Below are 15,113 nucleotides of genomic sequence, written 5' to 3'. Positions count from 1 at the left end.
CTCGGTACGGGCGATGATATCGTCCTGGGCATCCGGCGACAGGGCGGTAAAGAACGCCGAGTATCCCGCCACGCGGACCACTAAATCACGATACTGGTCAGGGTGCTTTTTCGCTTCCAGCAGCGTCTCCCGCGACACGATGTTGTACTGGATATGCCAGCCTTTATGCACTTCGAAGAAGGTACGCAGTAGCACCATCAGTTTCTGCTTATCGGACTCGTTCTCCAGCGTCGCCGGGTTGAGCTTCTGGTTAAGCAGCACCCCCCCGAGAATCGAACCGGTCGGCAGTTTGCCGACGGAGCTGATGACCGCCGTCGGCCCCAGATGGTCAGTCCCGGAAGCCGGGCTGGCACCTTCCGCCAGCGGCGAGTGCGCCTTACGTCCGTCCGGCGTGGCCATCGTCTGGGCGCCAAACGGCACGTTAGCAGAGATGGACGACGTGCCGGCGTAGTAGTTGCCGCCGATTGGACCGCGGCCATAGCGCGGGTTGTGGTACTGCTTCAGCTCATCGATATAGGTCTGGTACGCGCGCGCCAGCAGGGTATCCACGCTGTCATCATCATTACCGTACTTCGGCGCGCCGTTGATTAAGCGCTGACGCAGCTGCTCGTGGGTCAGGCCAGCAAAGTCTTCCGCCAGCGCTTTTGCCAGCTGCTGCTGACCGATTGCCCCCTGCTCAAACACCAGCTTTTTCACGGCGACCAGGCTGTTGCCGAGGTTGGCAATACCGACCTGCAGTCCGGAAACCCAATCGTATTTGGCGCCGCCTTGTTTGATGCTCTTCGCCCGCTCGATGCAATCATCCACCAGCGCCGAGCACAGAATGTCGTGGACGTTCTCTTCCAGCATGGTATCGACGACGTACTCAATCTCTATCGATTTGCGCGTGTAGTAGCGAATCTGGGTATCCCAGTCTTCCAGCACCTGCTCGAAGCGGGTGAAATTGCCTTTCGACAGCGCATGTTCTTGCGGCAGGAACACCTGACCGCTGGTAGCATCGCGACCGCCTTCCAGGGCGGCGAGCATCACGCGGGCGAAGTTGATAAAGCTCATCCCGGTGCAGCGATAGCCCCACTTGCCGCCGACGGCGGTTTCGATGCAGCCGATGGCCGCGTAGTCGTAGGCATCCTGTGGTTCGATGCCGAGTTTGATGAATTCCGGAATAACGATTTCGTCGTTATTGAACGCCGGCATCCCGAAGCCGCAGCGAATGACCTGTACGCAGGCGTCAAGGAAGTCATTACTCATGCCGGCGTGGTAGCGCACGCTGAGGTTCGGCTGGGTGGAGCGCAGACGGCCGCAGGATTCGAGAATCGCATAGGAGAGCGGGTTCACCGCATCCTGCGCGTGGCCGTCGACCAGGTTCTGGCCGCCGATGGTCACGTTCTGGTACAGCGGGCTGCCCGCGGAGGCTTTCGAGTGCGAGCCGGAGCGGATTTTGTTCACTTCCAGCAGCTTCAGCCAGCAGCTGTGCAGCAGCTCAATCGCTTGTTCGCGCGCCAGCGATTGCTGCAGCTCGACGTCGCGACGGTAGTAGGGATAGAGGTACTGATCCATACGCCCGAAGGAAACCGAGTGGCCGTTGGATTCAATTTGCAAAATCAACTGGATGAAGTAGCACAGCTGCAGCGCCTGCCAGAACGTTTTTGGCGGTTCATGGGCGATGAGGTCGCAGTTTTCGGCGATGGCCAGCAGCTCGTCGCGGCGCGTTTCGCGTGTCTCGGCGGCAGCCATGGTACGGGCCAGTTCGGCAAAGCGTTGGCAGTGTGCGCTCACCGCTTCCAGCACGATATCAATGGCTTTCAGGAACTGCTCGCCGTGCAAATCTTCCAGCACCGTAAGGTTGATGCGTGAACGGCGCTCGGCCACTTTGGCGCGCATGCCGTCGAGCCCTTTTTCCAGCAGCAGCGGATAGTTGACCGCAAGGTGGGCGTCGCCGGAGGTCATATTGCCTTCCGCTTTAATAATGCCGGTGGCCAGCAGCGCTTTTTGTTCATCGGTAAACATCCCGTAGCAGCGATCCTGAACGGTCTGTCCACGCCACCACGGGCAGATCTCGTGCAGCACCTGCTTGTTCTCTTCGCTGACGGCAAAACCGGCCCCCGGACGATCGGCCAGATCATCGATCTCTTTTTCAATCCAGCTGACGGTATATTCCGGGAAGATCGGCGCGGCGCGGACTTCGCTTGCCTGGTTGCCGACGATCAGCTCGTCGTGTTTGATCCAGATAGTCCGCTCCGCCAGGTGATGGGCCAGCGCCAGCGCGCGACGTACCGGGATCGGCTTATCCAGATGCTGCTGATAAGCTGCGGTATAATGCTGCGCGCGCTCGGTGCATACCGGCGGCTTAACGATATGTACCAGCGCCATTTTATGCGCCTGAATGCGAGCGCTCAGCGTATCCAGTTTCAGGGTAGTCATGAGTTTATCCTCGTAAAGTAGCCGTTAAACCTTTGCTCTGAGCATAGTGCTGCGCGAAGGCGAGCAGCTCGGGTGCAGCAAGCGGTTTGTCCGGAGCGGTATAGGGCTGACTGAGTAACTGATATTTGTTCATTCCCAGCGTGTGGTACGGCAGGAAGTGAATCTCCTCGACCTTCAGACGGTCGGCGGCAAAATCGGTGATGGCGGTGATGGCGGCTTCATCGGCATTAAATCCCTGAATCAGCGGGACGCGGATGATGATTTTTTTGCCGGCCTGCGCAACGCGTTGCAGGTTATCCAGCACCCGGCGGGCGCTGCCATCCGTCCACTGGTTGAAAATCGCTTCGTTCACATGCTTAAGATCGGCGAGAAACAGATCTACCCACGGCAGCGAAGGCGCCACGTATTTCCACGGCACGTGCAGACAGGTTTCGACGGCGGTGTGAATACCGGCTTCATGACAGGTCTGAAACAGCTGCTGCGCCAGCTCAGGATTCATAAACGGCTCACCGCCTGAGAGGGTAACCCCGCCGCCGCTGCGCTCGTAGAACGGTTTATCGCGCAGTACCGTCGCCATAATCTCCTCCACGGGCTGCTCTTCGCCGCAGACGGTGAGTGCGGTGGTCGGGCAGCATTCGCGCAGCCGCGCATAGTGGTCATCGGTGAGCTTTTCACGATGGATAATCAGGCCATCCAGCTTGCGGGTTATCACCTCCGGCGCCGCCTGCTGACACAGATCGCAGCCGTCGAGACACAGCCGGGCGTCATACAGCAGATCCGCCGTGCGGGAGCGACTTTCCGGATTCTGACACCAGCGGCAACCCAGCGAGCAGCCTTTAAGGAATACGACGGTGCGAATCCCCGGGCCGTCGTGGGTTGAATAGCGCTGAATGTTGAAGATCATGTTGAGCCCTCTTTTTGCATATGAAGATTAAATTACTTTCGAATGAAAGTTACCTTGATGCAAATCAACAAGCAGAACGGATACGCCCGGGGAGAGGAGGGAAAGGTGTAGCGGGTCACAGATTAGCCGGCGACGGTCGCCGCCGGTGGGGGGTTAGCGGCTGGCGCACACCTCGCACTGCGGATTACGCGGCAGCTTCATTTCACGAAACTGACAGGTCATCGCGTCGTACATGACGATTTTGCCTGCCGCCGGCGCGCCATAGCGGCTGAGTACTTTAATCGCTTCCATCGCCTGTAACGCGCCGATGACACCCACCAGCGGCGCCATCACGCCCGCCTCCACGCAGGTGAGGGCGTTGTCGCCGAACAGACGGCTCAGACAGCGATAGCATGGCTCACCCTCCTGCCAGGTAAAAACGCTGATCTGGCCTTCCATGCGAATTGCCGCACCGGAAACCAGCGGCGTTTTATGCCGGAAACAGCCCGCGTTAAGCTGGTTGCGGATTGCGACGTTATCGGTGCAGTCGAGCACCAGATCGTGGGCGGCGATCTGCGCCCACAAGGCCTGCTCTTCCAGCAAAGCATTCAGCGTCGCGAGCTGCACGTGCGGGTTGATACGCGCCAGCGCGTCGCGCGCGGAGTCGACCTTCGGTTGGCCGAGGGTCGCATCGCTGTGCAGCGTCTGACGCTGCAAATTGGAGAGCGACACGGTGTCAAAATCCAGCAGCGTGAGCTGACCGACGCCCGCCGCCGCCAGATACTGCGCAGCCGCGCAGCCGAGCCCGCCCAGGCCAACCACCAGCACCCGCGAGGCTTTCAGCTGCTCCTGACCATCAAAGTCGAAACCGCGCAGGATGATTTGCCGGTTGTAGCGCAGCATCTCCTCATCGCTCAGTTCAACCGCCATTACAGCCCCCCGAACAGATGGTTAAAGGGCTCGATTTCAACCCATTCACCCGCTTCAACGGCGCCGCGTTCACGTTCGAGGACGATAAAACAGTTGCCGAGACTGAACGAACTGAAGATGTGCGACCCCTGATGACCGGTCGATTCAACCACCAGCTCACCGTCCGGATTGCGTCGCAGCACGCCGCGCTGGAAGTCGAGACGGCCCGGTGATTTCTTCAGCCGCGTCGCGGCGCGAACGCGCAGGCGTATCGGCTGCGCCTGGCCGCCGTTGCCCCCCAGTTTTGCCAGCAACGGCTGCACCAGCTGATAGAAGGTGAGGGTGGCGGAAACCGGATTACCCGGCAGGCCGCAGAACCAGCTGTTAGTCAGTTTTCCGAAGGCAAAAGGTTTGCCCGGCTTGATGGCCAGCTTCCAGAAGCCGATTTCGCCCAGCTCTTCGAGTATCTCTTTGGTGTAGTCCGCTTCCCCGACGGAGACGCCGCCGGAGCTGATGACCACGTCGGCCTGCCGGTCGGCCTCGATAAACGCCTCGCGCAGTCGATCCGGATCGTCAGGAATAATGCCAAGGTTAATCACCTCGCAGCCCAGTTGCTCAAGCATCAGGTGAACGGCGAGGCGGTTGGTATCGTAAATTTGCCCGTCGCCCAGCGGCTGGCCCGGCAGCTGCAGTTCATCCCCGGTCGAGAAGACCGCGACGCGCACTTTGCGCACCACTGCCACCTGGGCAATCCCCAGCGAGGCGAGCACCGGTAGTTCGGCGACGGTGAGCGGGGTGCCTGCCGGAAAGACGACGGCGCCATCGGCGATATCTTCCCCACGGCGGCGAATGTTCTGCCCGGCGTTGACCGGCGCGACGAAGCGGATGCCCTCTGCGGTCTGCTCGGTCTCTTCCTGCATCACTACCGCGTCGCAGCCTGGCGGAACTGGCGCTCCGGTCATGATGCGAATACAGCTTCCCGCAGGCCAGGCATCGTGGAACGGCTGTCCGGCGAACGCTTTACCCGCAACCGGCAGCGCCGCGCCGTCGGCGAGGTCGGCCAGACGTACGGCATAACCGTCCATCGCCGAGTTATCAAAACCCGGGACGTCCAGCGGTGAAATGAGATCATGGGCGGTTACGCGCGAAAAGGCCTGCAACAGCGGGACGGTTTCCACCGCGCTGAGCGGTGTAATTCGATTGAGCATCTGAGTCAGGGCTGTGTCGAGCGGCATCAGTCCGGCGGTAAAATCCATGAGGTTCTCCTGCGGGCAAAACATCGAAAACACCTATTATGACAGAAAAGCGCTGACGGCTATATGCCTCCACGGTACAGGGTTTACACCGCACTCCGCGCTTTCTATATTCAAAAATTGTATAGGACAGTCAGCACGATAATGATATTTATACATAAAATCATCCTGAATACATCGAAGCCGCAGGGCAATACACCTGGAAAAGAGCGGGTTATCCGTCGCCAGTCAGGAGCGGTTTGCAGGATGTATCAAGACACTTTATCGGTAAAGGATCGCTGAATGGGCAAGGCGGTGATAGCAATTCATGGCGGGGCGGGGGCTATTACGCGCTCTGCCCTGACGCCGGAACGTGAACGACAGTACGTGGCGGCGCTTTCGGCGATCGTCGATAGCGGGCAAAAAATGCTGGCGGCAGGCGCCAGCGCGCTGGATACGGTGACGGAAGCGGTGCGACTGCTTGAGGAGTGCCCGCTGTTTAACGCGGGGATCGGATCGGTCTTTACCCGCGATGCAACCCATGAACTGGATGCCTGCGTCATGGACGGCAACCGGCTGCAGGCCGGGGCGGTTGCCGGGGTCAAACATGTACGTAATCCGGTATTGGCCGCGCGCCTGGTGCTGGAACAAAGCCCACACGTGCTGCTGATCGGCGAGGGGGCCGAAGCGTTTGCCGTCTCCCATGGTATGGAACGGGTCGAGAACCATCTGTTTTCGACCACTGAACGTTTACTTCAGCTCCAACAGGCCCAGGCCGACAATGAGATTGTGCTCGATCATCGCGCCGCGCCGCTCGATGAACGCCATAAGATGGGGACCGTCGGGGCGGTGGCGCTGGATTTGACTGGTAATCTGGCGGCGGCGACCTCGACCGGCGGCATGACCAATAAGCTCCCCGGGCGCGTCGGCGACAGCCCGTTACCGGGGGCCGGCTGCTATGCCAATAACGCCAGTGTCGCGGTCTCCTGCACCGGAACCGGCGAAGTGTTTATGCGCACGCTCGCGGCCTACGATATTGCGGCGTTGATGGAGTATGGCAATCTCAGCCTGTATGAGGCCTGTGAGCGGGTGGTGATGGAAAAACTGCCGGCGCTCGGCGGCAGCGGCGGCCTGATCGCCATCGACAGAGAAGGCAACGTGGTTCTGCCGTTTAACAGCGAAGGCATGTATCGGGCCTGGTGTTACGCCGGGGATACGCCGACGATTGGTATTTATCGGGAATAAGGGGAAGCAGGTTGCCGCAGAGTCAAGAAATCGACGCCGATGATGTTCTGGTGGTACGCGATCTGAACGTGGCGTTTCGCCAGGAGCAGGAGACGTTTTCCGCGGTGCGGCAGCTGTCGTTTACCCTGCGACGGGGAGAAACGTTAGCCATCGTCGGCGAATCGGGTTCGGGAAAATCCGTGACCGCGCTGGCGCTGATGCGCCTGCTCGATCGGGCGGTAAGCGAGGTCAGCAGCGAAGCGCTGTGGCTGCGCCGCCGCAACCGTCAGGTGGTCTCCCTGAGCGAACAGTCAGCAGCGGGGATGCGCAGCGTACGCGGGGCGGACATGGCGATGATTTTCCAGGAGCCGATGACCTCGCTAAACCCGGTGTTTACTATCGGAGAGCAGATTGCCGAATCTATTCGTTTGCACCAGGGGCTGGGGCATGATGCGGCGCTGCGCGAAGCGAAGAAAATGCTCGATCAGGTCAGGATCCCCGAGGCGGAAACGATGCTTTCGCGCTATCCCCATCAGCTCTCCGGCGGGATGCGTCAGCGGGTAATGATCGCGATGGCGCTGTCCTGCCGTCCTGCGGTGCTGATTGCCGATGAGCCCACCACGGCGCTGGATGTGACGATTCAGGCTCAGATTCTTCAGCTCATTGCCGTGCTGCAAAAAGAGATGGCGATGGGGGTGATTTTTATTACTCACGATATGGGGGTGGTCGCCGATATCGCCGATCGGGTACTGGTGATGTACCGCGGAGAAGCGGTGGAAAGCGGCACGGTGGAGGAGATCTTCCGTGCGCCGCAGCATCCCTATACCCGGGCGCTGCTGGCCGCGGTTCCGCGGCTCGGGTCGATGCGCGGCAGCGATCTGCCGCGCCATTTTCCGTTACCAGAGCAAGCTGTCCCCGATGAGGAGGAACAGAAGACCGTCATCGCCGGCGAGCCGATTCTTAAAGTGCGTGACCTGGTGGCGCGCTTCCCGCTGCGCAGCGGCATTCTGAATCGCGTCACCCGCGAAGTCCATGCGGTGGAGAAGGTGAGCTTCGATCTGTGGCCGGGGGAGACGCTCTCTTTGGTCGGCGAATCCGGTTGCGGGAAGTCAACGACCGGCCGGGCCTTGCTCCGGCTGGTGGCGACGCAGGGCGGAACCATCGTTTTTAACGGCGAGCGGATTGATACGCTGGCAAACAGCAAACTCCAGGCGCTGCGCCGCGATATTCAGTTTATTTTCCAGGATCCGTTTGCGTCGCTCGACCCGCGACAAACCGTGGGCTATTCGATTATGGAGCCGCTGCGCGTACACGGCATGCCGGAGGGCGATGCCGCCCGCGCGCGCGTCGCCTGGCTGCTGGAGAGGGTCGGTTTGCAACCGGAGCATGCCTGGCGCTATCCGCATGAGTTTTCCGGCGGCCAGCGCCAGCGTATTTGTATCGCCCGCGCGCTGGCGCTCAATCCGAAAGTGGTGATTGCCGACGAGGCCGTGTCAGCGCTGGATGTTTCAATCCGCGCGCAGATTATTAATCTGCTGCTCGATTTACAGCGCGAAATGGGCATCGCATTCCTGTTTATTTCACACGATATGGCGGTGGTTGAACGCATCAGCCATCGCGTGGCGGTGATGTATCGTGGGCGAATTGTCGAGATAGGCCCGCGGCGCGCCGTGTTTGAAAACCCGCAGCACCCTTACACCCGCAAATTGATGGCCGCCGTACCGGTTGCCGACCCGACGCATCGTCATCCGCAGCGCGTACTGCTCTCTGACGAACTGCCGGGCAATATCTATAAGCGGGGCGCCGAGGTTAGCAGCATGCCGTTACAACAGGTGGGACCGGGCCATTTTGTCGCCAGGGAACCCGTCGCCGACGTGCTGGGAAGATAACAACGACACCAACAATACAGCCTTTCAGGAGAACAACATGACACAACGTGTATTACGCAAAGGGTTGCTGGCGCTGGTCGTCACGTCAGCGCTGGCGGCAAGCCCGGCTTTTGCCGCGAAAGATGTGGTCGTGGCGGTCGGTTCTAACTTTACGACCCTCGACCCGTATGATGCCAATGACACCCTGTCCCAGGCCGTCGCCAAATCGTTCTATCAAGGGCTGTTTGGCCTGGATAAAGAGATGAAGCTGCAAAACGTGCTGGCGGAGAGCTATACCATTTCGCCGGACGGACTGGTTTACACCATCAAACTCCATTCCGGGGTGAAGTTCCAGGACGGCAGCGACTTTAACGCCGAGGCGGTGAAGGTCAACCTCGACCGCGCCAGCAATCCTGATAATCATCTCAAGCGCTACAACCTGTATAAAAATATCGCCAGTACCGAAGCGCTCGATCCGACGACGGTCAAAATTACTCTGAAGCAGCCGTTCTCCGCGTTCATCAATATCCTGGCCCACCCGGCCACGGCGATGATCTCTCCGGCGGCGCTGAAAAAGTACGGCAAAGAGATCGGCTTCCATCCGGTGGGAACCGGGCCGTATAAGCTGGACACCTGGAATCAAACCGATTTCGTGAAGGTGACGAAGTTTGCCGGTTACTGGCAGCCGGGTCTACCGAAGCTGGACTCGATCACCTGGCGTCCGGTGGTGGATAACAACACTCGTGCGGCGATGCTGCAAACCGGAGAAGCGCAGTTCGCTTTCCCCATCCCGTATGAGCAGGCGCCGCTGCTGGAGAAAAACAGCAAGCTGGAGCTGGTGGCCAGCCCGTCGATCATGCAGCGTTACATCAGCATGAACGTGACGCAAAAACCGTTCGATAACCCGAAAGTACGTGAAGCGATCAACTACGCGATCAACCGCCAGGCGCTGGTCAAAGTGGCGTTCGCTGGCTATGCGACACCGGCCACCGGCGTCGTACCGCCGTCTATTGCCTATGCCGAAAGCTTTAAACCGTGGCCGTATGACCCGGCGAAAGCCCGCGAGCTGCTGAAAGAGGCCGGTTTCCCTAACGGTTTCAGCACCACGCTGTGGTCGTCGCATAACCACAGTACCGCGCAGAAAGTGCTGCAGTTCACCCAGCAGCAGCTGGCGCAGGTGGGGATTAAGGCCCAGCTGACGGCCATGGATGCCGGGCAGCGTGCGGCGGAAGTCGAGGGTAAAGGACAGAAAGAGAGCGGGGTGCGGATGTTCTACACCGGCTGGTCGGCTTCAACCGGCGAAGCTGACTGGGCGCTGTCACCGCTGTTTGCTTCGCAAAACTGGCCGCCGACCCTGTTCAACACCGCGTTTTATGGTAATCCGCAGGTGGATAAAGATCTGACGGATGCGCTGAAAACCACCGACGTGAAGGAAAAAACGCGGCTCTATAAAGAGGCGCAGGAGACTATCTGGAAAGAGTCCCCGTGGGTGCCGCTGGTGGTGGAAAAACTGGTCTCGGCGCACAGCAAAAATCTGACCGGTTTCTATATCCAGCCGGATACCGGGTTCAGCTTCGAGCAGGCGGATTTAACCCAGTGATGGAGGATACTCTGCTCCTCTCCCGCAGCGGGAGAGGAAGATGGTGCGAGCGGCTCCGCTTTTCATTCGCGCCTCCGGGCGAGGGGGGACGATGCTCAACTATGTGATTAAGCGTCTGCTGGGGCTGATTCCCACGCTGCTGATTGTGGCCGTGCTGGTGTTCCTGTTCGTGCATATGTTGCCTGGCGATCCGGCGCGGCTGATTGCCGGGCCAGAGGCCGATGCGCAGGTGGTGGCGATGGTGCGCCAGCAGCTGGGGCTCGACCAGCCGCTGCATGTGCAGTTCTGGCACTATATCACCAGCGTATTGCAGGGCGATTTCGGCACCTCGATGGCGTCGCGCCGTCCGGTCAGCAGCGAAATAGCCAGCCGCTTTATGCCGACGTTGTGGCTGACCCTCGCCAGCATGAGCTGGGCGGTGATCTTCGGCATGGCGGCGGGCATTGTGGCGGCCGTGTGGCGCAATCGCTGGCCTGACCGCCTGGGGATGGCGCTGGCGGTGACCGGTATTTCATTTCCGGCTTTCGCGCTCGGTATGTTGCTGATGCAGGTCTTCTCGGTGGAACTGGGCTGGCTGCCGACGGTGGGTGCCGACAGCTGGCGGCACTATATTTTGCCCTCCCTGACGCTGGGGGCCGCCGTTGCCGCGGTGATGGCTCGTTTTACCCGCGCCTCATTTGTTGATGTTCTGCACGAAGATTATATGCGCACGGCGCGCGCCAAAGGGGTCAGTGAGACCCGGGTGGTGCTGAAACACGGTCTGCGCAACGCCATGATCCCGGTGGTGACTATGATGGGACTGCAGTTCGGTTTTTTGCTCGGTGGGTCGATCGTGGTCGAGAAGGTCTTTAACTGGCCAGGTCTTGGACGGCTGCTGGTGGATTCGGTGGAGATGCGCGACTATCCGGTTATTCAGGCGGAAGTCCTCCTCTTTTCGCTGGAATTTATTCTTATCAATTTAGTGGTGGATGTTCTGTACGCCGCCATTAACCCGGCTATCAGGTACAAGTAAGGTGCGATTGCTCAACTGGAGAAGAGAGGCGGTTATTAACGCCATGCCGGGAGTTAAGCCCGGACAAATACGCACGCCGTGGCGTGAGTTCTGGCGGCGATTTCGTCGTCAGCCGGTGGCGATGGGCGCCGGTGTATTTGTCCTGCTGCTGATTGTAGTTGCTCTCGCGGCACCGTGGATAGCGCCGTTCGATGCGGAAAACTATTTTGATTATGACCGGCTCAACGACGGCCCGTCGATGATGCACTGGTTTGGGGTGGATTCGCTCGGGCGCGATATTTTTAGCCGGGTGTTGGTGGGAGCGCAGATTTCGCTGGCCGCCGGCGTGCTGGCGGTGCTGATCGGCGCGGCGATCGGTACCGTGCTCGGTCTGCTGGCCGGGTATTATGAAGGCTGGTGGGATCGCATCATTATGCGCATCTGCGATGTGCTGTTCGCCTTCCCGGGGATCCTGCTGGCGATTGCCGTGGTGGCGGTGATGGGCAGCGGCATGTCGAATGTGATCATTGCGGTGGCGATCTTTTCGATCCCGGCGTTTGCCCGCCTGGTGCGTGGTAACACCCTGGTGCTCAAGCAGCAGACCTTTATTGAATCGGCGCGCAGCATCGGCGCCAGCGATATGACGATCCTGTTCAGTCATATTTTGCCCGGTACGGTATCGTCGATCGTGGTCTATTTCACCATGCGTATCGGGGTGTCGATTATCTCCGCCGCCAGTCTCTCTTTCCTGGGGCTCGGGGCGCAGCCGCCGACTCCGGAATGGGGAGCAATGCTCAATGAAGCGCGGGCGGATATGGTGATGGCGCCGCACGTGGCGCTGTTCCCGGCGATTGCGATTTTCCTGACGGTGCTGGCGTTTAACCTGCTGGGAGACGGTCTGCGTGATGCGCTGGATCCGAAGCTAAAGGGATAACGTGCTATTCCCCGGTGGCGCTGTCGTTTGCCGGGGCTACGGATTAGTGCGGTTTTGTCGCCCGGATTAAGGCGCGTTAGCGCCGCCGTCCGGGATACGATCAGAGGGTGGAATTAAACCCGGCTGCCCCACAGATCGTATTCGTCGGCGTGTTCGACTTTCACACGGACTACGTCGCCAGGTTTGACCTTCGTTTCGCCGTTCAGGTAGACCGCACCGTCGATTTCCGGAGCATCGGCCATACTGCGGCCAATGGCGCCTTCTTCGTCCACTTCATCGATCAGCACCGTGATCTCGCGGCCGACCTTCTCCTGCAGGCGTTCGGCGGAGATCTGCTGCTGCAGCTGCATAAAGCGGTTCCAGCGCTCTTCTTTCACCTCTTCAGGCACCTGATCCGCCAGCTCGTTAGCGGTCGCCCCTTCGACCGGGCTGTACTTAAAGCAGCCAACGCGGTCAAGGCGAGCCTCTTTCAGGAAGTCGAGCAGCATCTGGAAATCTTCTTCCGTTTCGCCCGGGAAGCCAACGATGAAGGTCGAACGCAGGGTCAGGTCAGGGCAGATTTCACGCCACTGCTTAATGCGCGCCAGCTGACGGTCGGCAGAACCCGGGCGTTTCATCAGTTTCAGAATGCGCGGGCTGGCATGCTGCAGCGGGATATCCAGATACGGCAGAATTTTACCTTCCGCCATCAGTGGAATGACGTCATCGACGTGCGGGTACGGGTAGACGTAGTGCAGACGGACCCAGATACCCAGTTTAGCCAGCTCTTCGCACAGGCTGACCATGCTGGTTTTAACCGGCGCGCCGTCGTGGAAGCCGGTACGGTGCTTCACATCGACACCGTAGGCGGAGGTATCCTGAGAGATGACCAGCAGCTCTTTGACGCCGGCATCGGCCAGACGTTTGGCCTCGGACAGCACTTCACCAATTGGGCGGCTGACGAGATCGCCACGCATCGACGGGATAATGCAGAAGGTGCAGCGATGGTTACAGCCTTCGGAAATTTTCAGGTAGGCGTAATGACGCGGCGTGAGCTTCACGCCCTGTTCCGGCACCAGGCTCAGGAACGGGTTGTGTTTAGGCTTCGGCGTATAGTGGTGGACATGTTGCAGAACCTGTTCATAGCTGTGCGGCCCGGTTATCTCCAGTACTTTCGGATGCACTTCGCGAATCTGGTCTTCTTTCGCGCCCAGGCAGCCGGTCACAATCACTTTGCCATTTTCTTTTAACGCTTCGCCAATGGCTTCCAGAGACTCCTGAACGGCGCTGTCGATAAAGCCGCAGGTGTTGACGATAACCATATCGGCATTGTCGTAGGTGGGGACCACGTCATAACCTTCGGTACGCAGTTCGGTCAGGATGCGTTCTGAGTCCACGAGGTTTTTCGGGCAGCCCAGAGAGACAAAGCCGATCTTCGGCTGATGCGTTACATTGCTCATAGTTTAAAAAGTGTTCGATTATTGGAATGGTCAGGGTAGGAATTTTACAGATCTTTATGAAAAAGAGTATAGCCACGGTGTGACAGATGATGAAAAAGCCCGGGAGATCCTCCCGGGCGGCTGGTTCGTTATGGCTGCGCGACGCCTCCTGCCGGTGCCGCGCCAGGGGCGGTGGGTTCTCGCTTATCGCGGAGGGTGAAAATCGATATCAGGGTGAAGAGCCCGGCGATGCCGCCGAGAATATAATAAGTATGCGCGAAACCGATGGTGTCATACAGGTAGCCGGCCAGCGGCGAGTAAATCGCAGTGGCGATGGAGGCTACAAACAGCACCAGCAAATAGACCGTTGATGACAACTTATGGTCGAAGTTGGCGGCGATGAATTTAAATACTGAAACCAGGATGAGTGGTTTTTCCAGCGCGTGCATCATTTTCACCGCGCCAATCCACACCGGACCAAGCGGGATGGCGGAACCCACGATGCGTACCGACATAATCAATCCGGCAATAATCAGCGCCCACTTGGCCCCGGTACGGTTAACAAACCACGGCATCAGGCACAGAAAGAGCGTTTCACCGCAGACCTGGATGGAGGCCAGAATTCCGTACCAGCGGTTGCCTTCTTCCGGAGTAGGGAACTGCAATGAGAAGTACTGCGCAAACTGCTGATCGTAGGTGTCATAAATCTGCGTAACGAATAAGGTAAAGATCAGCAGCATCCAGAACTGCCCGTTTTTTGCCAGCTCCAGCGCATGGGAGACCTTCAGCGCGCTGGTTTTTTCCATCTCGGCTTCGGTGAGTTCAATTTTAGTCAGCATGAAGCAGAAGGCGGCAATCACAATGGCAATACTGGCCAGCCAGAAGGCAAGATTGGGGTTGCTGTCGATGTATTTTCCCACAATCCACGCGGCGGCGGCCCAACCTAACGAGCCCCACATCCGCACCCGACCATACTCAAAGTGATAGCGACGCGAAATTTTGTCGATATACGAATCGATCACTCCGCAGCCGGAGTTAAAAATCATCCCCAGGTAGATACCGCCCAACAAGGCCCCCAGCCAGAAGCTGTGGACCAGCAGCGGGGCATAGAGATAAATAAAGAACGGGCCGACCGGCAGCAGCATGGCCAGCAGGATCCAGATAAGCCGTTTTTTCAGGCCAAATTTATCGGCAATGAAGCCAAAAAAGGGCTGCATCAACAGCGCAATAAAGGCGTTGACGGAGTACAGCAGACCGGTTTTGGTGGCGCTGATGCCGAGATGCTGAGTCGTCCAGATGACAAAGAACGCCATGGTGGATGACCAGGCGAATAGATAGAGGAAATCGAAAAGACTCAACAATATGTAGTTTCTTTTGCCGGGCGTAATCATTTCAGTTCCTTCAGGCGGATCGGAGTTAGTGCTGCGGGCAATGGCCGCAGATTGTGTTTTTATTAAATGTTATACGTATTACATTAATGTCGCTGATATGACACCCGCTGGAAATTTTGATCAATTGAAATGATGGTTATTTGTGATCTTAGCGGCAAAAAAGAGTTATTTATCGATATTCACACGTTCGTGTCGATGGGTTATTTTGTGAGAGCGTATAACATTTTCTTTGGTTTTTTTCA

General features: G+C 58.6%; 10 protein-coding genes and 1 pseudogene. 5 read left to right on the top strand and 6 right to left on the bottom strand.

The annotated features are described in order from the left end of the window. From GRPL_RS04015 to moeA, 4 genes are all read right to left on the bottom strand, one after another. On the bottom strand, positions 1–2,421 hold a 2,421-nt coding region (locus tag GRPL_RS04015), incomplete at its 3' end, for a formate C-acetyltransferase/glycerol dehydratase family glycyl radical enzyme (protein ID WP_032700505.1). 4 nt (positions 2,422–2,425) lie between these two features. Then, a complete protein-coding gene (locus GRPL_RS04020) occupies positions 2,426–3,325 on the bottom strand; it encodes a glycyl-radical enzyme activating protein (protein WP_032700504.1) in 900 nt (299 codons plus the stop codon). A gap of 153 nt (positions 3,326–3,478) precedes the next feature. After that, entirely contained in the window at positions 3,479–4,234 is a 756-nt protein-coding gene (gene moeB / locus GRPL_RS04025; RefSeq protein WP_032688691.1) for a molybdopterin-synthase adenylyltransferase MoeB, read from the bottom strand. Then, positions 4,234–5,469 carry a molybdopterin molybdotransferase MoeA gene (gene moeA, locus GRPL_RS04030; protein ID WP_032700503.1) on the bottom strand — a complete coding sequence of 412 codons (1,236 nt, stop codon included), beginning with the start codon at positions 5,467–5,469 and terminating at the stop codon, positions 4,234–4,236. The genes moeB and moeA overlap by 1 nt, the downstream gene beginning before the upstream one ends. A gap of 279 nt (positions 5,470–5,748) precedes the next feature. Here moeA and iaaA point away from each other — a divergent pair. The 5 genes and pseudogenes from iaaA to gsiD all read left to right on the top strand — a co-directional run bounded on the left by iaaA (position 5,749) and on the right by gsiD (position 12,062). After that, positions 5,749–6,733 (top strand): annotated as a pseudogene (gene iaaA / locus GRPL_RS04035) (beta-aspartyl-peptidase). Then, positions 6,702–8,558, top strand: a complete 1,857-nt coding sequence (gene gsiA, locus GRPL_RS04040; protein WP_032688688.1) for a glutathione ABC transporter ATP-binding protein GsiA — start codon at positions 6,702–6,704, stop codon at positions 8,556–8,558. The pseudogene iaaA and the gene gsiA overlap by 32 nt, the downstream one beginning before the upstream one ends. 37 nt (positions 8,559–8,595) lie before the next feature. Continuing rightward, the gene (gene gsiB, locus GRPL_RS04045) at positions 8,596–10,137 is read left to right on the top strand and encodes a glutathione ABC transporter substrate-binding protein GsiB (RefSeq protein WP_032688687.1); all 1,542 of its coding nucleotides are present in this window, start codon (positions 8,596–8,598) and stop codon (positions 10,135–10,137) included. A gap of 91 nt (positions 10,138–10,228) precedes the next feature. After that, entirely contained in the window at positions 10,229–11,149 is a 921-nt protein-coding gene (gene gsiC / locus GRPL_RS04050) for a glutathione ABC transporter permease GsiC (RefSeq protein WP_015584828.1), read from the top strand. Between the two features lies 1 nt (position 11,150). Next, complete coding sequence (gene gsiD, locus GRPL_RS04055) at positions 11,151–12,062, top strand: glutathione ABC transporter permease GsiD (protein WP_032700501.1); 912 nt, start codon at positions 11,151–11,153, stop codon at positions 12,060–12,062. A 113-nt stretch (positions 12,063–12,175) separates the two neighbouring features. Here gsiD and rimO read toward each other — a convergent pair whose 3' ends face one another. Both rimO and GRPL_RS04065 read right to left on the bottom strand, forming a co-directional pair. Further along, positions 12,176–13,501: a 30S ribosomal protein S12 methylthiotransferase RimO gene (gene rimO / locus GRPL_RS04060; RefSeq protein WP_032688683.1), complete on the bottom strand. Its 1,326-nt coding sequence runs from the start codon at positions 13,499–13,501 to the stop codon at positions 12,176–12,178. Between the two features lie 128 nt (positions 13,502–13,629). After that, entirely contained in the window at positions 13,630–14,868 is a 1,239-nt protein-coding gene (locus GRPL_RS04065; RefSeq protein WP_162180119.1) for an oligosaccharide MFS transporter, read from the bottom strand. Positions 14,869–15,113 lie beyond the last annotated feature (245 nt).

The organism is Klebsiella planticola ATCC 33531, from assembly GCF_000735435.1.
Classification (GTDB): domain Bacteria; phylum Pseudomonadota; class Gammaproteobacteria; order Enterobacterales; family Enterobacteriaceae; genus Klebsiella; species Klebsiella planticola.
The sequence above is the reverse complement of the archived record's forward strand: the minus strand, read 5'-3'. Positions and strand labels throughout refer to the sequence as shown.